This window comes from Sulfuriferula sp. AH1 (genome assembly GCF_002162035.1).
In the GTDB taxonomy this organism is placed as follows: Bacteria; Pseudomonadota; Gammaproteobacteria; order Burkholderiales; family Sulfuriferulaceae; genus Sulfuriferula.
The window spans coordinates 1,351,792-1,371,999 of the sequence record NZ_CP021138.1 but is presented as its reverse complement, the minus strand read 5'-3'; the positions used below and the strand labels follow the sequence as shown (position 1 = coordinate 1,371,999).

Genomic DNA, 20,208 nt, shown 5'->3' with positions numbered 1-20,208 from the left:
AAAGGCGACAGTATAACTGCTATTCAAGCCGGGTTAGGCCCTATCTGCTTGTATCGTTTGCAGATACTTCTGCGCATGACTAATCAGATCGGAAGGCAAACCGTTCTTTTCAGCGATAATCAGCCCCAGGGATTTGCCGGGCTGACCGAATTCCAGTTGATAGGTGGGTGACAAGGTGGCGTAATCGAAACGCATGGATGCATTGCTCAGATAAGGATGCTGGTCGGCAAACGCCTTGAGCGGTGTGAGATGGGTAGTGACGATGCCATGCACTTTGCGGATGGCGAGCTCGTCCAGTACCGCCATTGCCAGCGAAGCGCCCTCTTCAGGGTCGGTTCCCGTGCCGAGTTCATCCATCAGCACCAGCGTACGGTCGTCGGCTTCCGCCAGCAGCCTCTTCAGTACTTCGACATGCCCGGCAAAGGTCGACAGATGGTTATGCAGGCTTTGCTTGTCACCCACATCCACGATCACGCGATTGAAATTGCCGATGATGCAATTGCCTTCAGCAGGCACATGCAAGCCGCAGTGCGCCATGGTCACCAGCAGGCCGACGGTTTTGAGTACGACGGTCTTGCCGCCTGTATTCGGTCCGGTAATCACCATCATCGACTGCTTGCCGCCAAGATCGATGTCCAGCGGCACCAGTTTGGGGATGTTCTTTTCCTGGAATTGCAGTAATAGTTGCGGATGATAAGCCTGTTGCAATACCACGCACGGCTTATCTACCAGCTGCGGCGGCATTGCATTCATCGCGGCAGAAAACTGGCCGGCAGCCAGCGCCAGATCTATCCAGGTAATGGCATCGACCAGCTGGTTCAGGTCGTCCAGATGTTCGCGTACGGTATCGGTGACAGCGCGCAATACGATCTGATTCTGGCCTTCGATCTGGCCATTCAGCGTTTCCAGGCGATTGTTATGCGCAACGGCTTCTATCGGCTCGATCAGGGTATCTCGCCCGCCACCGCTGGAACCGCGACGTACGCCCTTGAGTTTGTCTGCATGGATAGTGCGGACTGCCAGCACCGCGCGCATGCCATGCCACTGAACGCGGCTGTTTTCATCGAAGAAACCCGCGTTTTCAGGCGATAGCATCAAAGCCTTGAGTTGCGCTTCCAGCGCGGTTTGCACCTGATTGAACTGCTTGTGCAGACCGTCCAGCTCGGGTGTCGCATCCTCGCGCAAGCGCCCCGCCGGATTGATGGTCTTGTCGAGCGCTTCGACCAGAGTGGCAGGAGCCTTTAATGTGTGAATCTGGGAATACAAATCAGGATGATTGGCTACCAGATCGCGCAAGGTCAGGCCAATCTGCATAATCATGCGCAGGTTGTGCAGCGCGCTTGCAGGCAACGCGGCGCCTGCCTGATTGGCCTGGCGCAATGCGGCACGAATATCGGGCACGTTCTGCAGGCGCGGCATCAGATAAGCATCCACTATCTGCCGGGCGGCACTGACACCTGCTTGCATTTGTCTGGCGATCGACAAATCCGGTGCCGGTTCAAGATTCCTGGCTGCATCAGCCCCATAGGGCGAAAATGTCAGTCGTTCCAGGATTCGCCGTATGCCATCAAATTCCAGTGCCTTTAAATCACTTTGCATAAACCGTCAGCTCAAAAATCAAAATCGTAACAAACATGCGGTGGTAATACAAATGCGGCCTTTGTCCGGCCTGGGATGAACAGTCGCCCTCCAGTCCAAATTGAAGTTAAAAAACATCAATTGACGGGTTTGGTGGTCATCGATATTTCTTTGGTGGCTTCGGGTAATGAGGACAGGATCACCACCTCGACGCGCCGGTTCCTGGCGCGGTTTTCACTGCTGTCGTTGGGCATGATAGGCCTGTTCGAACCGTAGCCAACTACCATCAGCCGATTTTCGGCAATGCCGCTGGCAATGAATTCGCGGGCCACACTGCTCGCCCGCACGGCCGATAATTCCCAGTTTGATGGAAACAGCGGGTTACTGATGGGAACATCATCGGTATAACCGTCGATTTCCAGGTCGTTGCGCTGATCCTTGAGCACGGCGGCGATCGCCTGCAAGGCCTTGCGTGATTCGTCGGTCAGTCTGGCGTCTCCGGGCGCAAACAGCAGGCTCGCGTTGATTTCCACATTGACCCCGCGCGCGCTCTGAGTGACACGGACTTTGCCTTCTTTCACCAGCGGCGACAACGATTGCAGAATGCTGTTGGCGATATTCGTCATCAGCCCGCTTTCCTCATGCACGATCGCGCTTACATGAGCCCTGCTCAATGGCGAACCGGATTTCGATTTTTTGGCATCCCTGGCCTGCTCACCGGCAAATCCGAAAGCGCTGCCCAGGGCATCGGACAACACCCGGTATTTGCCCTCATTGACGGCTGATATCGCATACATCACCACGAAAAATGCGAATAGCAAGGTGATGAAATCAGCATACGACACCAGCCAGCGGTCGAGATTGTCGTGTTCTTCATGTAATTGCTTGCGCGCCATGATATCTCGAGGGGTTATCTTAAATAAGCCGCAAGACGTTCTTCGATGACGCGCGGATTTTCCCCGGTGGCGATTGCCAGCAATGCCTCCGTAATCATTTCCTGCTGGCTGATCGCCTGAGTGACAATCGATTTGAGACGATTGGAGACCGGTAAAAAGATCAGGTTGGCAAAACCAACGCCGTAGATAGTCGCGACAAAAGCAACTGCGATACCGCCGCCCAGCTTGGTCGGATCGGACAGATTTTCCATCACATGAATCAGGCCCAGCACGGCTCCGAGAATGCCGATGGTCGGCGAATAGCCGCCGGCTGCTTCCCAGATTTTGACTGCCTGGCGCTGTTCGACTTCAAAAGCATAGGTCTCCGCTTCCAGTATCTCTCTTAGCTTGATCGGATCAATGCCATCAATGATGAGCCGCAACCCCTTGACGGTAAAAGGATCGCGATTGGATCGCATGTACGTTTCCAGGCTCAGGAAACCTTCGCGGCGCGCGGCATGACTCCACAAATTGATGTCCCTGGCCAACGCTTGCCGATTATCCTGCGGTGGTTTGAATACCCAGCGTAACATCCTGATACCGCGAATAAAAACCGGCAGTCTGGTCTGCAACAGCACCGCGCCTAATGTACCGATGAACACGATCGTGAAGGCTGCCGGCTGCAACAGCGAACCGATACGCCCGCCATCGAGCATATGTGCGCTCAATACGCCGGCTAATGCCAGCGCAACGCCAATTAAGCTGCCCCAGTCCACAATTGTCCTCTCAGGCTCGCGCGGATGCGGGCAACGGCTTGGCTATGTAATTGACATACACGGGATTCGGAAACGCCCATCACCGCGCCGATTTCCTTGAGGTTCAATTCCTGCTCATAATACAAACCCATCAGTATCTTCTCACGCTCGGGCAGACTGTCGATCGCATCTATCAGCGCATCCTTGAAATCGTCCTGCAGCAAGCCCACAAGCGGATCACCGGACAGGTCGGAACAAAAGCGGTCGAGAAAACTGTCATGATCTTCATCGTCATGATAATCCTCGTAGTAGACCAGCTGGTGGCCGCTGCCTTCGGTCAGCATGCCCTGATATTCCGCCAGTGACATTTTCATGGATTTGGCAACTTCCAGTTCTGTAGGCATACGCCCTAGTTTCTGTTGCAATGCCGACATCGCAACTTCGATCTTGCGCATGCTCTGCCGCAAGCTGCGCGGCAGCCAGTCGGTGCTGCGCAACTCGTCCAGCATCGCGCCGCGCACGCGCTGCACGGCATAAGTTTCAAACTGTGCGCCGTGAGATTCTTCATAGCGATTGACTGCATCAAGCAATCCCATCATGCCGGCCTGAATCAAATCGTCCACTTCGACGCTGGGCGGCAGTTTCGCTTTGAGCTGGTATGCCAGGCGTTTTACCAGTGGTGCATGTTCCGTGAGCAGTTGATTTTTATCTGTTTTTCCGTTAACGGTGTACATATTTCAAGATTAGCCCAATTGTCCTGCAATTCGTCTGAATGCCACTGAGGCCAAGGCCATCGGAAATGCGTCTATCACCGAACGCCCCAATCGCGCTGCGCGACTCAAATGATCATCAGCGGGAATCGACCCCATAAAATGTAGCGGCACTGCCAAATAACGACTTGCCGTTTGTGCAAGATTAGCATAAACCAGCTGTGCCTGGGCTTCATCTGCATGCGTAACCAGCACTCCGAATGAACGCCGCCCCAGATTTGCCTGCAGGCGCTTGATCAGACTGTAACCGGCCTTGATGGATTCCGCGCTCGTGGTGATGTGCACGACAATCTCCCCTTCCGCCATTGCGGTGACGGGCAGCCGGTCTTCGGCATCCAGTTCGGCATCAACCACCATGGTGCCGTATTGTTGCGCCAGTACATTGAAGATATTGGACAAACGGTGATTGTCGGCGGCGTTGTCATGAATAGAAGCAACCTGTCGGCCTATCATCGCGGCAAAGCTGAAGCCTTGTGGCGCGGACTGAATGACTTCATTCAACGCGCATTGCTGTCTCGCCACTTCCAGCAAGCCATTCCTGCGCATACGCCCCAGATGCATGCCAACCCCATCGGTGCGGCGAGCGTCTACCAGCAAGGCATCGCTACCCAGATGTGCGAGCGAGGCGGTCAAATTGGTTAACATGGCATTTTTTTCCGCGGTACCCAGTACGGACAATAATGTCACTATGCGCGGTCTGGGTCCGGCCAGCATGCGCCGCAGCCCTTCCGCCTGATCGATATTGAAATTAGCCAAGATTCACCTCGCGTAAAGTCTTGTCCTGGTTCGCACGCACCGCATTGGCGACCACCAGGGACAATTCATCATCCTGGAACTGGAATGCCGCGGAATCGCGTTTTAATCTGAAAGCGCGATCAATCATGGCTTCGCGGCCGAGGATATGCAAGTCTTCAGGAACGCGCTGGCCATTGGCGACATAATACAAATTCAGTTTCTGGCGGATGATCACATCAAGCACATTGCCCATGGTAGCCGCTTCGTCAAGCTTGGTAATAATGCAGCCGGCCAATCCGGAGCCTTGATAGGCACGCACCACTTCGCTCAGGGTTTCACCGGTCGAAGTCGCATTCAGGCACAACAAACGCTTGACCGGCGCACCGGCGCCGGACAGCATTGCGACCTGTTCCGCCACCATCTGGTCGCGCTGATTCATGCCAACGGTGTCGATCAGCACGGTATGTTTACCCTTGAGTTCTTCCAGCGCGATGCGCAAATCGCTCTCGTCCTTGACGGAATGCACCATCACGCCAAGAATTTTGCCATAGATACGCAATTGCTCATGGCCGCCGATACGATAGCCGTCAGTGGTGATCAATGCCAGCTTGTTCGCGCCATGGCGCATGACACAGCGTGCTGCGAGTTTGGCGGTAGTCGTGGTCTTGCCTACGCCGGTCGGTCCGACCAGCGCGAATACGCCGCCTTTTTCGAGGATCTCGTTTTCATTGCTTATCACGTTCAGATTGCGTGACAGTACCGATTTGACCCAGTGCATGCCGTCTTCCGCAGTTTTGACTTCAGGCAGGTTCTCGGTCAAATGGCGCGACAGGCTGGCGCTAAAGCCGGTCGACAGCAATTCGCGCATGATGTCAGCACGGAAAGGCTCGCGATTCTGCATCGTGCCCCAGGCGATTTCGCTTAACTGTGCTTCGAGCATACCGCGCATGGCGCGAATTTCATTCATGACTTCATCCAGCTCCTGCGAGGCGACAGGTTTTGCCGGTTTGCCTGTTTTGACGATGGCAGCCGGTGCCCGTGCGGTTTGCAGGGCATTGGCCAGATCCTCGGCCTGATTGCGGCGCGATACGGTTTTTTGTGGCCTCGGCGCGGTATCCAGCGCCATCAGCGCAGCCTTGGGTTCCGCTTCCCTTTCGACTGAAGGCGATACCAGCGAGGCGATATCATCCCCGGCCAGCGCCATGATCTCGACCCCACCCGCTACGTTGCGGTTGGACAGGATCACTGCGTCAGCACCCAATACATCGCGCACCTGGCGCAATGCCTCACGGGAATTGCTGGCTATAAATTTTTGTACGTTCATGCTTGGCCTCCAACCAGACTGGTGACTCTAATCGTTTTAGAGTCGGGAATTTCCGAATGCGACAATACTTTCAATTGTGGAATCGCGCGGTGTAAAAAACGTGACAACAAGGCACGCAATGAATTGGGAACCAATAAAACCGGCGGCAGACCCATTTTCTCCTGCTGACGGGTCGCCAGATCAGCCTGTGTAGCCAGCGTGTCAGCCAGCCCGGGCTCTATGCCTGCGCCTTCAGGGCCACTCGCCTGTATTGCCTGCATCAGCAAACGCTCCAGACGGTTATCCAGCGCCATGACAGGTAATTCCTGCGCGCCGGGGTAGATCTGCTGAACGATCGCACGGCCCAGCGCAATGCGCACCATGGCGGTCAATTCGTTGGTGTCCTGGATGCGTACGGCATGTTCAGCCAGCGTTTCGATGATGGTACGCATGTCACGGATATGTACGCCTTCGCTCAACAGGTTCTGCAACACTTTCTGCAATGACGACAACGACAACAGTTTCGGCACCAGATCCTCGATCAGCTTGGGCGACTCGCTGGCGAGATGATCCAGCAGCAGCTGCACTTCCTGACGACCGAGCAATTCAGCGGCATGCTGTGTGATCAGGTGATTGAGGTGCGTCGCGATCACAGTACCGGCGTCCACCACGGTATAGCCCATCGCCTGCGCCTGATCGCGCAGATTGCTTTCTATCCAGATGGCCGGTAGGCCAAAGGCAGGGTCGGTGGTGGTCGTTCCCGGCAAGGTGCCGCTGACTACGCCGGGATTGATGGCAAGGAACTGTCCGGTATGCGATTCGCCGCTGCCGACCTCGACGTCTTTTAGCGTAATGCGGTAACCGGACGGCTTGAGCTCCAGATTGTCGCGTATGTGCACGGAAGGCGGCAGAAAGCCGATCTCCTGCGCGAATTTTTTGCGTAGCCCCTTGATGCGGCGCAGCAGTTCGCCGCCTTGCATCTTGTCCACCAGCGGAATCAGGCGGTAGCCGACTTCCAGGCCCAGCGTATCAACCGGCATGATGTCCTTCCAGGTAGCTTCTTCCATTTCCAGAGAAACAGCCGGCACTTCGGGTTCAGCTGCGGTGGCCGCCAGTTTGGCTTTCTGCGTCAAGGTATACGCCCCGCCAGCCAAAACCGCAGCCAGCATGATGAAAGCGAGATGCGGCATGCCCGGGATCACGCCCATGCCGCCGATGATGCCGGCAGCGATAAACAGCACCACCGGCTTGGCAAAGAGCTGGCCCAGCAATTGGCCGCCGATATCCTGATCGCTGGCCACGCGGGATACGACGATACCTGCTGCGGTAGAAATGATCAGGGAAGGAATCTGTGCCACCAGACCGTCACCGATTGCCAGCAAGGTGTAATTCTTGATCGCGACATCGAAGCTCAAATCGTGCTGCACCATACCGACGATCAGGCCGCCGATGATATTGATGATAGTCACCATGATGCCGGCAACAGCATCGCCTCGCACATATTTGCTGGCACCGTCCATCGCGCCGTAGAATTCGGCTTCCTGAGCGACTTCGGTACGGCGCAGACGTGCTTCCTGTTCGCCGATCAGGCCCGCATTCAGATCGGCGTCAATCGCCATCTGCTTGCCCGGCATCGCATCCAGGGTAAAACGTGCGCCGACCTCGGCAATACGTCCTGCGCCCTTGGTCACAACCATGAAATTGATGATGGTCAGAATAATGAACACCACGATACCGACCGTGTAATTGCCGCCGATCAGGAAATGGCCGAAAGCCTCGATCACCTTGCCCGCAGCGTCAGGGCCGGTGTGGCCTTCAGTCAGCACCACACGGGTGGAAGCCACGTTAAGCGACAGGCGCAGCATGGTGCTGACCAGCAGAACCGTCGGGAACACGATGAAATCCAGCGGCTTGACGGTATACAGGCTGGTGAGCAAGACAATAATCGACAGCGCGATATTGAAGCTGAAGAAGATATCCAGAATGAACGGCGGCAACGGCAGCACCATCATCGACAGCATGACGATGATGATGATCGGTGCGACCAGTACTGCACCACCGGGTACAGCCAACCAGGCCGGAAGTTTGAAATCGTTCATTGCATATCTCCATTAGCGGGCTTTGCGGTTGCCGCCGGATTCAGTGGGTCAAGTTCAGGCGGCACCTCGATATCGCTCGGAATGGTCGGTGCAACACCGCCGCGCTGGCGATAGGCGCGCAGCTGAAATACATAAGCCAGGATTTCGGCGACGGCAGTATAAAGCGCTTCAGGGATCTCGGTGCCCAGCTCGGCGTGGCGATACAGCGCACGTGCCAATGGCGGCGCTTCCAGAGTGGGAATGCGATGCTCGGCGGCCAGTTCGCGGATTTTGGCGGCAACTTCGTCGGCGCCTTTCGCTACAACGATAGGGGCACCCATCGCGCCGTCCGCATACTTGAGCGCTACGGCATAGTGCGTGGGGTTGGTGACCACCACATCGGCGGTCGGCACCTCCGCCATCATCCGGCGACGCGCCATTTCACGTTGCTGCGCCCGGATACGGGCCTTGACTTGAGGATCGCCTTCGGATTCCTTGGCTTCCTGCCGCACTTCTTCGCGCGTCATCTTCAATTTCTTGGCGTAATTCCACATCTGATAAGGCGCATCGATCAGCACAATCAGACCCAGCGCGCCGGTCATCGAAATAAATGCAAACCATAACAATGCACCCAGATGGGTTGTGCTTTCATGGATGGACTCGACACTCAGCGAGAACACAGCATCCTGTTCATGAACAACGACCATCCATGCCACCACACCGACCAGCGCTGATTTGCCGATTGCTTTTATTAGTTCCACCAACGCATGGGTCGATACCAGATTGCTCAATCCCTTGATTGGATTCATGCGCGTAAATTTCGGCACCAATGCCTTGGTACTGAACAGCCAGCCCCCGATTAACGCTGGCGACAGGATTGCTACCGCAATCAGCAATCCTGCCAGCGGTGCAAATGCCAGTAGCAAATCGCTCAGATTTTTCCCCATTCGCGAGTAAACCATAGCAAAATCAAAGGCCTGTGCACGCTCGAACGACATGCCGGAAATCAGTATGGTTTCCAGTTGCCGTACCAGATGATCCCCGGATAGCCAGATGCCGCTCCCTGCAGCCAGCAACCCGGTGAAGGTAGCCAATTCGCGCGAACGCGGCACATCGCCCTCTTCCCGCGCCTTTTCAAGTCGCTGGGGTGTGGCCTGTTCCGTTTTCTCAAGATCGCTATCTTCAGCCATCGCTCATTGCTCCTGAACACCCGTCTCACACAAAGACGGATTACACAGTTTCGATTATTGACGAAAAAGTCAGTTAAGCATCGACCGAATAAGACCGTAAAACCCCTGCTTTTCCGAATGCAGCGGGTCTTGAATTGAAATATTGTCAGTACGGCACAGTCATTTGCTAATTGCAGTCGCAGGCAAACCCAAACTATTTTCGTTCAGGTTTATGTGCGCAGAAACCACACGCCAACCTTCAGGGAATGTGACCCAACCACAACCCAGGCATATTGACAGGGTTGGTCCTATAAAGTTATTATCCATCCATAATAAAAGTAGCCTCCATTAACCCACAACTATACCAAATCGGGTTCCCATGACCGAATCTCCCCTCATCCGCAGCCACGAGCTAGCGAAACTGGCTGGCTATCGCGGCAGCGACTTGTCCCAGCATACATTCTCATTAACTACCATTCTGATTTTCTCCGAGGGCGTGGCATGAACTTATGGGAGGATTTTCTGGATGATGTGTTCGGCCATCCGAATAAACCGGGTAAAGTTATGATCTGCTTTGTAAACCGTTATCTGGAAGGCATGGATGACGTCAAGTACAAGATCAAATACGACGGACATGAGAAAAGCGGCGTGACCACGGCACAAAATTATTGTATCGAACTCTCCCCCAGCAGTTTCAACCCCATTCTGACCTTCGTCTGGTCACGCCAGGCAAAAGCCTGGAAGAAACTGGACGATGTCATCGCCGAGCCCGGTCACAAGAAGCTGGTGCGCAAGATGCTCAAAACATTTAAAGTGCCCGCTAAAACCGAACCGTTACCCGATGCACCGCCAACTAAGCCACGTCCGAATCAACCTGCACCCGCGCCCGCCCCTGCGCCATCACCAGCGGGTGATCAGGGTATTAAACCCGATCAGGGCAAAAATGAGAACGGGCAGCCGCAAGCCAGACCTGAGCGGGCCGTGCCGGGGGAGATTACGGTGGCGCAGTTGAGGAAGATTTTTCCAAAAAACAAAGGCGGGAAACCAGCCGATGCACACTTGCAAGCGATCGCTGACGAACTGAACACGGACCTTGCCAGGTATAAGCTGGATACGCCAATACGGCGGGCACATTTTTTTGGGCAAGTGAAGCAGGAAGCCGGGCCATTACTATCAGGCGCACCCGAGAGCTTCAATTACAAGGCATCGGTGCTACTAGCAAAGTTTGGCTATTATAAACGGCATCACGACGAAGCTAAAACCGATGGCCGTACGGAAAACAGTAAAGTCGTGCTCACCACTGAACAACAGCGAGTGATTGCGAATAAGGTTTATGGGCCAAAGGGAAACACTGATTTAGGTAATGACAAGACGCAACCCAACGACGGCTGGAATTTCCGTGGGCGCGGGATGAAGCAGACTACGGGGCGGGACAATTATCAGAAATTTAAAGAAAAGCACAAAGAATTATGGGGCGAGGACGTTGATTTTATTGCGCACCCAGACAAAGTCAGCGAAATGCCTTATGCCATCCGATCGGCTGTGGTGTTCTGGGTATACAAGCATTGCTGGCAGGCAGCGGATGCTGGCATGAACGACGCTGCCATTGACGCAGTGACGCATATCGTCAACTCAGGCGAGCTGGCTGCTTATAACAAACATCCAACAACGGATAGCCCAGTACTTAATCGACGCAAATTTGCAAAACTGGCTTATGCCGCATTCAGCTAATATTAGGAATTTTTATGAGAATAGCAACGTATTTATACGTAACATTCATTTCACTAATGGCTTGCGTGCCTTTAACATCATACGCGGAATTGACATTGGATCGTTCAATCACGCCTAAGCAGGCATTTAATAAATTAGAACCAGTCATAGATCGTATTGTGAAACCTTACGTAGATACGCATACGTCAGTATGGCCAGATGGATTCAATGGATTCAAAGCGTCATACAATATAGATGGAACTGCTATGTACGAAGATTCAGCATATTTTGCATGGCTGTTTAATGGCCGCCAATACTATTCTGCTCTTGCATCCATTAACTCCGACCCAGTACCGCTGGCGGATTGCAAGCACGATTCTGACAATCCCCTTGCTGATAATTGTAATTGGATAAATGAGCGCCAACAGACCTGCCACCTGTTCATGCTCAATCCCGACCTTTCGGTTAATGCAGTTTTCCCAATAAATATTGTACGCGTCAAGGGCAGGTTGGTGGGCAAACCCCGTTGCAGCTATGTCAAGGCCATGGCAGTAGCCAAGGCAGTGCCCGACGCCATGCTGATTACGCTAGGCTACAGCGACAGCGCTGCACCCGCCGACAAGAATGAATCTCCTCAGGAATTTATCACTACCGTCTTACTTCGCTTTAGCGAACAGAACGGCAAACTCAATATCCAGCAAGACGATCGTTGCCTTGAAAACCCCAGCCCATTCAAAACCATTGCCGCTGCCCGCAAAGCGCTCAATAGCCGTCAGTGCCGCTGGCTGGAAACTAAATGACGGAAAACATTTGGTAGACCTGCCCGATGCCGTCACCACCAGCACCCGTGATCACCAGCTGTGCATTCAGTTTCACTGACAGCGCGGTGTGTCACCCAATTTGGGGGGTGATGGATACAGGCAATACCGTCGACACGACCAGCCACGCCACATGCAACGCGCAGTCCCCCATCAAGGGTGTCCTGGATTTTGTGTAAACGGGTTTACTCTATCGCTGCAGCATCCGATCCTCGGCAACCCCTCAGAAATAGCATTCTTTCCAAGGGGATTATCGATTATTCAGAATCCTGGTATCCAGTCCGTTCCCGCCAGTGGTAATCGTGCCATCGCAGCCGCTTCGATCGTCATCGCGGCCAGATCTTCGCGTTCCAGATGATGCACGTTCTGCTTGCCGCAGGCGCGCGCCAGCGTGGTTAGTTCCATGTTCAGCGTTTTCAGGTAGTTCTTCAACCGCTTTGCCCCCAGATCGGGCATCAGTCGTTGTGCCAATTGTTCGTCCTGGGTGGTGATGCCGACCGGGCAGCGACCGGTGTGGCAGTGATGGCAAAACCCTGCTGCGGTACCCAGATTGGCATAATCATTGCAGGCACTATGTACCAAGCCGTCCAGCGTGTACGCGTCGTGATTGCAGCCCAGCGCATACAGCACGCCCTGACCGATAGCCACAGCATCTGCACCCATCGCCAAGGCTTTGGCTACGTCGGCACCGGTGCGCACCCCGCCGGAAATAATGAGCTGCACCTTACCTTTCATGTTCAGGTCTTCCAGCGCATCGACGGCCTGGCGTAATGCCGCCAGCGTCGGAATGCCGACGTGTTCGATAAAGCAGGTCTGGGTGGCAGCGGTACCACCCTGCATGCCGTCCACCACGATGACGTCGGCACCGGCATGGACGGCGAGCTTGACGTCATGGAAGGTGCGTGTGGCGCCGACTTTGATGTAGATCGGTTTTTCCCAGTCGGTCATCTCGCGCAGTTCCTGGATCTTGATGACCAGATCGTCCGGCCCGGTCCAGTCCGGATGACGGCAAGCGGAACGCTGGTCGATGCCTTCCGGCAGGGTGCGCATCTTGGCAACGCGTGGCGAAATCTTCTGTCCCAGCAGCATGCCGCCGCCGCCCGGTTTGGCGCCCTGCCCGATGACGATTTCTATCGCATCGGCACGGCGCACGTCATCCGGGTTAAAGCCGTAACGCGACGGCAGGCATTGATACACCAGCGTTTTCGACGACTGGCGCTCTTCGGCGGTCATGCCGCCGTCGCCGGTCGTGGTCGAAGTGCCCAGCTCGGTCGCGGCGCGGCCCAGCGATTCCTTGACGTTGGCAGACAGCGCGCCGAAACTCATGCCGGCGATAGTGATGGGTATTTCCAGCTCGATCGGCTTGCTGGCAAAACGCGTGCCCAATATTGTTTTAGTCGCGCATTTTTCCCGATAGCCTTCCAGCGGATAGCGCGACAATGATGCGCCAAGCAGCACCAGATCATCGAAATTCGGTAGCGCGCGCTTGGCGCCCATGCCGCGGATCTCATACAAGCCATGAGTAGCCGCATTGTGGATATAGTCCATGATTTTGCGGTCGTAACCGGCGCTGGCTTCCTTGGCGATATGCTTGAGTATGTGTTCGTTGTCGTTCATTTTGCTGCTCCTGATTTAATATTCCTGGTTGGCATCCGCATTCCAGTGGTACAGGCTTTTTGCGGAAGCAACGCGCTTGAATTCATGCGGGTCGTAGCTGAACCCGGCAGCCGCCAGCAGCTCGCCGACTGCCTGATAATCGCTCTCCGTCATCTCCTCGATACGCGCATCCGCACCCAGCGACTTGATCCTGCCGCGCACGTAAATCACCGCCTCGTACAGCGAATCGCCCAAGGCATCGCCGGCATTGCCGCAGATCACCATGCGCCCGGCCTGCGCCATGAAACCGGAAAAACTGCCGACCGAACCGCCGACGACGATATCGCCGCCCTTCAATGAAATACCGCAACGTAGCGAGGTATCGCCGTCCACCACCAGCAACCCGCCATGCGCGGACGCACCTGCTGACACCGAGGCAAAGCCCTTGACATGCACTTTGCCCGACATCATGTTTTCGGCCACACCAGTACCGGCATTGCCGTGGATGGTGACCTCGCCGAGCTTGAGCATGCCGGCGGCGTAATAGCCGGCATGTCCTTCGATCTCGACCGCGACCGGCGCATTGAGGCCGACGGCAATGTTGTGCGCGCCATCCGGGTGCAGCACAGTCACCTGCCTGACTCCCTGCGCCACGGCTTCCTTATGCAGAAAACGGTTGAGATCGCGCAATGGCGTTGCCGCCAGATCAAAACTCAGGCTGTCCATACGTACATTTCCTCCGGATTAGGTTCGTAAATGCGGGCGTTTTTCACATCCGGCAGATGCGCCAGCGAGCGGAATTCGGAAGCGATGGCCACGTAATCTCCGGTCTCGGCGACGATGGCGGGTTTGCAGGCGAAAGGGTCGCGCACCAGCGCCAGCTTGTTTTCGGTGCCGATAAGGAAGGTATAAAAGCCATCGAGCTCCTCGAAACCTTTCTGTATCGCGGTTTCCAGTACATCGCCTTCGCGCATGCGCCACTCCAGAAAGCGGCAGGCGGCTTCGGTATCGTTGTCGGTTTCGAAGTGGATGCCTTCAGTTTCCAGCTTGCGCCGCAGCCCATACGGATTCGATAGCGAGCCGTTATGCACCAGGCAGAAATCCTCGCCGGCGGTGAACGGATGGGCGCGGTCCGGAGTAACCGCCGATTCGGTCGCCATGCGCGTATGCCCGACCGCATGGCTGCCGTGCAAGCTGGCGAAATCGTAACGCTGCGCCACTTCGCCAGGCGTGCCGATATCCTTGTACAGGTCGATGGCGCGGCCACACGACAATACATGCAGCGCCGGGAAATTTTCCCTGAGCCATTGCCTGACCGCCGCAGGTGCCAGCCCGGTCACCAGCAACGCATGATTGCCGTGACCTTCGCACTGCGCAGGCACACGCAGGTGCGCAAACATCTGCTGCGCCAGACCTTCCCAGTCGAAGCTGGCGGTACTTGAATACAGGCTGTATTTATACCCGTTGGCCAACGGCGCGCTGAACACCGCCAGCCCGGCGGAATCCGGGCCGCGTTCGGTCATGCCCACCATCATCGGCACCAGCATTTCGCCCAGCCGTGCGCGCAGCGCCGGAGTCTTGACGAGTAATCCTACAATTCCACACATGACACTCTCCTTGCCTTATATTGCGCTAGCTGGTTAAAAGAATTCGAGATAGCTGTTGATTTCCCACTCGGATACATGGCGCATGTACTCTATCCATTCCATGCGCTTGAGCTTGATGAATTCCTGCGCCACCGGCCCCAGCGCATTGCAGACGATCTCGTCCTCCGCCAGTGCCGTCACCGCCTCATGCAGGCTTTGCGGCAATACGCCTATGCCTTTGGCAGTCAGTTCTTCGGCGCTCAGATCGTACAAATTGATGTTTTGCGGATCACCCGGATCGAGCTCGCGTTCTATGCCGTCCAGTCCGGCGGCGATGATGGCTGCGGCAGCCAGATACGGATTCGCCGCGCCGTCGGGCAGACGCAGCTCGATACGGTCGCCGGGGATGCGCACCATGCTGGAGCGATTGTTGTCGCCGTAGCTGATATAAGCCGGCGCCCAGGTGGCACCAGTCAATGAACGCCCTACCACCAGACGCTTGTAGGAATTGACGGTCGGCGCGCATATTGCGGTAATCGCCGGAGCATGGGCAAGCAGGCCGCCGAGGAAATGATAGGCCAGCTTCGACAAGCCCAATTGACGCGGGTCTGCTGCATCGGCGAACAGATTGCGCTGACCGTCCGACAGCGACATGTGCATATGCATGCCGTTACCCGGACGGTTGGCGAACGGCTTGGGCATGAACGAGCAGATCAGGCCCATTTCGTTGGCGATCTCGGACGCCGCCATCTTGAACATGACGAAATTGTCTGCCGATTTCAGACAATCGCTATACGTGTAATTGACTTCGAACTGGCCGTTGGCATCTTCGTGATCAATCTGGAACACGTCGATATCGACCGCCTGCAATGCCGCCACCAGCTTTTCCAGATAGGCGCTGCTGCGCGTCAGGCTCTTGTAGTCGTAACACGGCTTGGCCAGCGTATCGCTGTCGTCAAACGGGTGAATGGCGCCCTGCTCGTCGCGCTTCAGCAGTGAAAACTCCGGCTCCAGCCCGGTATTCAATATCCAACCGTGCTGCTTGAGGCGTGCTATCTGTTTTAGCAACACCACGCGGGAATCGTATTCATACGGCTGTTTATTGACGTGACCGTTACAGACGATGCGGGCAAAACCCGGCTGCCAGGGCACCAGCGACAGCGTGCCGATATCGCCGACTGCCATGTAATCCGGGCCGTGCGGCGCTATGCCCAGCCCCCAGATCGCAAAACCGGCAAAACCGGCACCCTGCTTGAGGATGTCTTCGAAATGATTCACCGGCACCGCTTTGGTTTTGGCCGCGCCGTGGATATCGACGAATTGCGCCAGTACGAATTTGATCTGATGCGTTTCAAAAAATGCCTTTGCCTCTACTAAGTTCATTGCTATTTCCCTTCGAGTATCAAGTGATTCAAACCGGTTACGCCGCCGTCCAGCTCGCGGGCTATGTCCAGCAGCGTGCGCCATAAATATTCGCCGTAAGTACCGTCGCACCAGATCCGGTAATGCATCCCATCGGGCATCTGTTGCGGCAGTACGATCACCACCACGCCGACCATCGTGGTCAGCACCACCGGCCGGACTGCCGTGTCTAGTGTCATGAAATTGAAGCTGCAGGTTTGCCGCAGCAGCGGGTGCAGCCCGGCGCCGGTCAGCAGCAGCGCGGCATCCTGACGCAGTACCGGGTAGACGCCATGCGGCCGATCGGCGAGCAGGCTTTGCATGCGCTGCGCGGTGCTGCCGCCAGGGCTGTCCTCGAGCAGGAATTCGCTGTTACCCAGTCGCGCAATCAATCCGCCATTGGCTAGCGGCGTCCAGCTATTCACCGCGGGAACGGCGACCCCCTGCTCTGTCAGCCAGGCCATGCTGCGCGGACCCTTGAGACCGCAACGCCACAAACAGGACACATCGGCGATACCCAGCGCAGCCATACGCTGACTGTCGCCCTGATCGAACTGCAACGCGGCCGGCATGCCGTTGTGCATGCCCCATTCCGGTTGCAGCGCAGCGATCGCATCGTGAAGCGGACTTTTGCGTAACGCATTCATATGGCTAGCTCCTGGGCAGGATGTTGTTGACGGCTATTTTTTGGGTCATAGAATGGCGTTGGATGAATACGCGCGCTGACTATGCTGCCGTCGCTTAAGCGGATGGAAATGGCGCCGTTTTCAACCGCCAGATCGGGTCGCACGAAAGCCAGCCCGATGCGGCGTTGCAGGCTCGGGCTCCAGGCGATGCTGGTGATGCGCCCGGCGATATCGCCCTGTTCGATGATCAGATGGCATTCCTGCGGCACGGTACCGCTGTAGCCGGCATCGAGCACGAAGCCCGCCAGCTTTTGCTGTAGCGCCTGCTGCGCAACGACCTGCAGACTGCGCTGACCGATGAAGAACGGCTTGTCCATCTTCAGCGCCCAGTTGAGACCCGCTTGCAGCGGCGTGGTCAGACCGTCGGTATCCTGGCCAATGATGATGTGGCCCTTTTCCAGGCGCAGCAGACGCTGCGCTTCCACGCCGAAGGCGCGGATACCCTGTGGCTGGCCGCTTTGCCACAAGGCTTGCCACAGCGCATCGGCATACGCTGCCGGCACATGGATTTCGTAACCCAGCTCGCCGACGAAACCGACGCGCATCAGCCGTGCCGGGATACCGGCTATCGTCGCCTCGCGGATCGCCATGTACGGAAATTCGATCAACGCCAGATCCAGCCCGGTCAGCGGCGCCAGCACTTCGGCAGCCTGCGGTCCGGCAAGGTTCACTGCCGCCATCGCGCCGGTCAGATTCACCAGTCCGCAATCGAGCTGCCATAAGGTATTCAGCCGGGTCAGCTCGCGGTAGATGGGTGCCGCGCCGGAAGTCGTGGTAGTGAAGTAGAAATGCTGCTCCCCCAGCCGCGCCACCACGCCGTCGTCGATGATTACTCCCGACTCGTCGCACATCACCGCGTAGCGGGTCATGCCCACCTTGAGATTGGCGTAACGGCTGATATAGACACGCTCCAGAAATTCGGCCGCATCCGGGCCGTAAATCTCGATCTTGCCCAGTGTGCCGACGTCGATGATGCCGACCTGGTTGCGCACGGCAGCCACTTCGCCCTGTATGCATTCGCTGCGCGTCTTGCCGGGCTGGGCGTAATACTCGGGGCGCTGCCAGATGCCGGCGGGCATGAATACCGCACCGAGCTGCCGGTGCTGCTGATGCAGCGGTGTCAGCCGCTCCGGCGTGAATCCGCGACCGGCAAGATGCGACAGCGGCACCGGATGGAAAAACGGACGTGCCGTCGTGGTGCCGACCTGCCCCGGTGATTTGCCGGTCAGCCGCGCCAGCACGCGCAAGGCGTTCATGTTCGAATGCTTGCCTTGCGACGGGCCCATGCCGACCGTGGTATAGCGTTTCAATAATTCAATATTATCAAAGCCTTCCTGAATTGCGTTCTCAAAGTCCCTGAGCTGCAGGTCCTCGTCGAAATCGATGAAATTCTTGTCTTTCGGATGGGCCACGATGGGCCACGCATGCGACGGCGATTCGGTTTCGGCCGCAATTTGCGGAGATGCCGTCGCGCTTGCATAACCCGCGTGTGCCGCTGCATCGCGCCCGGCACGCTCGCCGTCCCGGTATTTTTGCGTGATGTCGTATATGCCGTTCACCCGGCCGCAGGCGAACACGCCGTCAGGCAGCTGCGCGGGTATGAATTGCTGCACTGCGTCGCTGAAATGCATCCGCGTACCCGCCTGATACAGCAGATTGGCCGTCGGCGCCCAGCCCACGCTCATGACGATGCCGTCGCAGGGAATGCGCAGCGTCGATGCAGTGTCTGCATTACCTTCTGCATCGAACGGCGCAATGATGGCGGCAGCCACGCCGTTACCGTCGGCAGAGGCTTCCGCCTCCAGCACGCAATGCGCATGGAATATGGTGATGCCGCATGCCTGTACTGCGTCAGCCAGTTGTGACAACGCCTGTTTTCCGCGCAAATCGACCAGTGCGGCGATTCTGATGCCATTTACGGCCAGATCCAGCGCAGCGCGGTAGCCGTCGGCATTGGCGGCCAGCACTACCGCACAGCGTACAGGCTGCACGGCATAACGATAGATCAGACGCTGTGCGGCAGAAGCCAGCATCACGCCGGGGAAATCGTTATTGCGGAACACCGCCGGCTGCTCGAATGCGCCCGCGGCCACTACCACGCTTTTCGCACGCATCTTGGTCATCTTCTGCTCGTCGACCAGAGGTACCCAGTGATCGGCATAATAAGCCGCCGCGACCGTGCTGGTGAGCAGGCGGATGCGCGGATGCCTGACCACCGAATTCAGCAACTCGTTAACGCGCTGGTAACGCTCAACCTTGCCGCCGCGCTGATAAGCAGCCGAGCCGCCAGCACGGGCATTCTCATCGACGATCACCACTTCGGCGCCCGCATCGGCCGCAGCCAGTGCCGCACTCAGCCCGGATGGCCCGGCACCGATCACCAGCACATCGCAGAACCCGTAATCCTTCGGCGTGCACAAATGCGGCGTATCGAAATCCAGCCTGCCCAGCCCGGTCAGTCGCCGGAACAGCCGCTCCCATAGCGGAAACAGCGCCTTGGTGTGGAAAGCCTTGTAGTAAAAACCGACCGGCAGGAATTTCGCCAGATGATTCAGCCAGCGCCCGGAATCAGTTTGCAAGCCGCCAAAGGTATTGACGCTGGTCAGTTGCTGTTGCGCAGCCAATGGTTCCACGTCGGCGCGCACGTTGAGCCGTTGTCCGGCCTGCATCAGCGCATTGATGTCGTGATTGGCCAGCGACAGGATGCCGCGCGGGCGGTGATACTTGAAACTGCGGCCGAGCAGACGCACATCGGCTGCCCATAACGCACTGCTGATGGTATCGCCGCGATAGCCGCGACAGGTGTTGCCTTCAAACTCGAATTCGACCTCGCTGCTGCGGTCTATCCATTCGCCCTGTATCGCCTTAAGCCTCACGCTGCACCGCCTTGTTTACTGATATCGTCGAACAGAAAGCTGCGCATCACCACATCGCGCACGGTGTCGCGCTCGGCGATGAACCAGGTGGTCGAAGGCGTATGGCACCACCATTCCCACTTCATGCCCGGTCCGCCGTTGCGGTTGAACACGTAATCGGCCCATGCGACATCGCTCGCCGCGTGCGGGTCAGGCATGGGACGATATTCGCCGCCGTAGGTAAATTCGCTGATGGGGCGCGGGCCGTTGATCGGGCAGGTCAGAATTTTCAT

18 protein-coding genes are annotated in these 20,208 nt (G+C 56.6%); 3 read left to right on the top strand and 15 right to left on the bottom strand.

All coding sequences use genetic code 11. The features are described from left to right. Nucleotides 1-33: 33 nt before the first annotated feature. The 8 genes from CAP31_RS06980 to flhB all read right to left on the bottom strand — a co-directional run bounded on the left by CAP31_RS06980 (nt 34) and on the right by flhB (nt 9,284). Nucleotides 34-1,599 carry a DNA mismatch repair protein MutS gene (locus CAP31_RS06980; RefSeq protein ID WP_087446877.1) on the bottom strand — a complete coding sequence of 522 codons (1,566 nt, stop codon included), beginning with the start codon at nt 1,597-1,599 and terminating at the stop codon, nt 34-36. 116 nt (nt 1,600-1,715) lie between these two features. Further along, nucleotides 1,716-2,474: a flagellar motor protein MotD gene (motD, locus tag CAP31_RS06975; protein WP_087446876.1), complete on the bottom strand. Its 759-nt coding sequence runs from the start codon at nt 2,472-2,474 to the stop codon at nt 1,716-1,718. 14 nt (nt 2,475-2,488) lie between these two features. Further along, nucleotides 2,489-3,229, bottom strand: a complete 741-nt coding sequence (locus tag CAP31_RS06970) for a flagellar motor protein (RefSeq protein WP_087446875.1) — start codon at nt 3,227-3,229, stop codon at nt 2,489-2,491. After that, complete coding sequence (locus CAP31_RS06965) at nt 3,211-3,942, bottom strand: RNA polymerase sigma factor FliA (RefSeq protein ID WP_087446874.1); 732 nt, start codon at nt 3,940-3,942, stop codon at nt 3,211-3,213. The genes CAP31_RS06970 and CAP31_RS06965 overlap by 19 nt, the downstream gene beginning before the upstream one ends. 9 nt (nt 3,943-3,951) lie before the next feature. Then, on the bottom strand, nt 3,952-4,734 hold the full coding sequence (locus CAP31_RS06960; RefSeq protein WP_087446873.1) for an antiactivator of flagellar biosynthesis FleN protein: 783 nt from the start codon (nt 4,732-4,734) through the stop codon (nt 3,952-3,954). Next, nucleotides 4,727-6,037, bottom strand: coding sequence for a flagellar biosynthesis protein FlhF (gene flhF / locus CAP31_RS06955; protein WP_087446872.1), 1,311 nt, complete (start codon nt 6,035-6,037; stop codon nt 4,727-4,729). The genes CAP31_RS06960 and flhF overlap by 8 nt, the downstream gene beginning before the upstream one ends. Next, complete coding sequence (gene flhA / locus CAP31_RS06950) at nt 6,034-8,115, bottom strand: flagellar biosynthesis protein FlhA (protein WP_087446871.1); 2,082 nt, start codon at nt 8,113-8,115, stop codon at nt 6,034-6,036. Before flhA ends, flhF begins: the two co-directional genes overlap by 4 nt. Next, nucleotides 8,112-9,284: a flagellar biosynthesis protein FlhB gene (gene flhB / locus CAP31_RS06945; protein ID WP_087446870.1), complete on the bottom strand. Its 1,173-nt coding sequence runs from the start codon at nt 9,282-9,284 to the stop codon at nt 8,112-8,114. Before flhB ends, flhA begins: the two co-directional genes overlap by 4 nt. 358 nt (nt 9,285-9,642) lie before the next feature. Here flhB and CAP31_RS15150 point away from each other — a divergent pair, with 358 nt between their 5' ends. The 3 genes from CAP31_RS15150 (at nt 9,643) to CAP31_RS06935 (ending at nt 11,773) form a co-directional block, all read left to right on the top strand. Then, nucleotides 9,643-9,768 carry a hypothetical protein gene (locus CAP31_RS15150; RefSeq protein ID WP_255377131.1) on the top strand — a complete coding sequence of 42 codons (126 nt, stop codon included), beginning with the start codon at nt 9,643-9,645 and terminating at the stop codon, nt 9,766-9,768. 26 nt (nt 9,769-9,794) lie between these two features. After that, nucleotides 9,795-10,994, top strand: coding sequence for a hypothetical protein (locus CAP31_RS06940; protein WP_157662687.1), 1,200 nt, complete (start codon nt 9,795-9,797; stop codon nt 10,992-10,994). A 95-nt stretch (nt 10,995-11,089) separates the two neighbouring features. After that, nucleotides 11,090-11,773, top strand: a complete 684-nt coding sequence (locus CAP31_RS06935) for a hypothetical protein (protein ID WP_157662686.1) — start codon at nt 11,090-11,092, stop codon at nt 11,771-11,773. Between the two features lie 279 nt (nt 11,774-12,052). Here CAP31_RS06935 and CAP31_RS06930 read toward each other — a convergent pair whose 3' ends face one another. From CAP31_RS06930 to CAP31_RS06900, 7 genes are read right to left on the bottom strand one after another with little or no spacing between them, the layout of a single operon-like run. Continuing rightward, nucleotides 12,053-13,408 carry an FMN-binding glutamate synthase family protein gene (locus CAP31_RS06930; protein WP_087446867.1) on the bottom strand — a complete coding sequence of 452 codons (1,356 nt, stop codon included), beginning with the start codon at nt 13,406-13,408 and terminating at the stop codon, nt 12,053-12,055. Between the two features lie 15 nt (nt 13,409-13,423). Then, entirely contained in the window at nt 13,424-14,113 is a 690-nt protein-coding gene (locus tag CAP31_RS06925; protein ID WP_087446866.1) for a protein glxC, read from the bottom strand. After that, a complete protein-coding gene (locus tag CAP31_RS06920) occupies nt 14,101-14,994 on the bottom strand; it encodes a hypothetical protein (RefSeq protein ID WP_087446865.1) in 894 nt (297 codons plus the stop codon). Before CAP31_RS06920 ends, CAP31_RS06925 begins: the two co-directional genes overlap by 13 nt. 33 nt (nt 14,995-15,027) lie before the next feature. Then, entirely contained in the window at nt 15,028-16,356 is a 1,329-nt protein-coding gene (gene glnT / locus CAP31_RS06915; RefSeq protein WP_087446864.1) for a type III glutamate--ammonia ligase, read from the bottom strand. A gap of 2 nt (nt 16,357-16,358) precedes the next feature. Continuing rightward, nucleotides 16,359-17,021, bottom strand: coding sequence for a hypothetical protein (locus CAP31_RS06910; RefSeq protein ID WP_087446863.1), 663 nt, complete (start codon nt 17,019-17,021; stop codon nt 16,359-16,361). Further along, complete coding sequence (locus CAP31_RS06905) at nt 17,018-19,936, bottom strand: 2Fe-2S iron-sulfur cluster-binding protein (RefSeq protein WP_087446862.1); 2,919 nt, start codon at nt 19,934-19,936, stop codon at nt 17,018-17,020. Before CAP31_RS06905 ends, CAP31_RS06910 begins: the two co-directional genes overlap by 4 nt. Then, entirely contained in the window at nt 19,933-20,208 is a 276-nt protein-coding gene (locus tag CAP31_RS06900) for a sarcosine oxidase subunit delta (protein WP_087446861.1), read from the bottom strand. Before CAP31_RS06900 ends, CAP31_RS06905 begins: the two co-directional genes overlap by 4 nt.

What these genes read in the sequence shown, in the direction of transcription:
- motD (WP_087446876.1), bottom strand. Translation starts at nt 2,474, where the DNA reads ATGGCGCGCAAGCAATTACATGAAGAACACGACAATCTCGACCGCTGG.
- CAP31_RS06980 (WP_087446877.1), bottom strand. Translation starts at nt 1,599, where the DNA reads ATGCAAAGTGATTTAAAGGCACTGGAATTTGATGGCATACGGCGAATC.
- CAP31_RS06925 (WP_087446866.1), bottom strand. Translation starts at nt 14,113, where the DNA reads ATGGACAGCCTGAGTTTTGATCTGGCGGCAACGCCATTGCGCGATCTC.
- flhF (WP_087446872.1), bottom strand. Translation starts at nt 6,037, where the DNA reads ATGAACGTACAAAAATTTATAGCCAGCAATTCCCGTGAGGCATTGCGC.
- CAP31_RS15150 (WP_255377131.1), top strand. Translation starts at nt 9,643, where the DNA reads ATGACCGAATCTCCCCTCATCCGCAGCCACGAGCTAGCGAAACTGGCT.
- glnT (WP_087446864.1), bottom strand. Translation starts at nt 16,356, where the DNA reads ATGAACTTAGTAGAGGCAAAGGCATTTTTTGAAACGCATCAGATCAAA.
- CAP31_RS06920 (WP_087446865.1), bottom strand. Translation starts at nt 14,994, where the DNA reads ATGTGTGGAATTGTAGGATTACTCGTCAAGACTCCGGCGCTGCGCGCA.
- CAP31_RS06900 (WP_087446861.1), bottom strand. Translation starts at nt 20,208, where the DNA reads ATGAAAATTCTGACCTGCCCGATCAACGGCCCGCGCCCCATCAGCGAA.
- flhA (WP_087446871.1), bottom strand. Translation starts at nt 8,115, where the DNA reads ATGAACGATTTCAAACTTCCGGCCTGGTTGGCTGTACCCGGTGGTGCA.
- flhB (WP_087446870.1), bottom strand. Translation starts at nt 9,284, where the DNA reads ATGGCTGAAGATAGCGATCTTGAGAAAACGGAACAGGCCACACCCCAG.
- CAP31_RS06930 (WP_087446867.1), bottom strand. Translation starts at nt 13,408, where the DNA reads ATGAACGACAACGAACACATACTCAAGCATATCGCCAAGGAAGCCAGC.
- CAP31_RS06910 (WP_087446863.1), bottom strand. Translation starts at nt 17,021, where the DNA reads ATGAATGCGTTACGCAAAAGTCCGCTTCACGATGCGATCGCTGCGCTG.
- CAP31_RS06965 (WP_087446874.1), bottom strand. Translation starts at nt 3,942, where the DNA reads ATGTACACCGTTAACGGAAAAACAGATAAAAATCAACTGCTCACGGAA.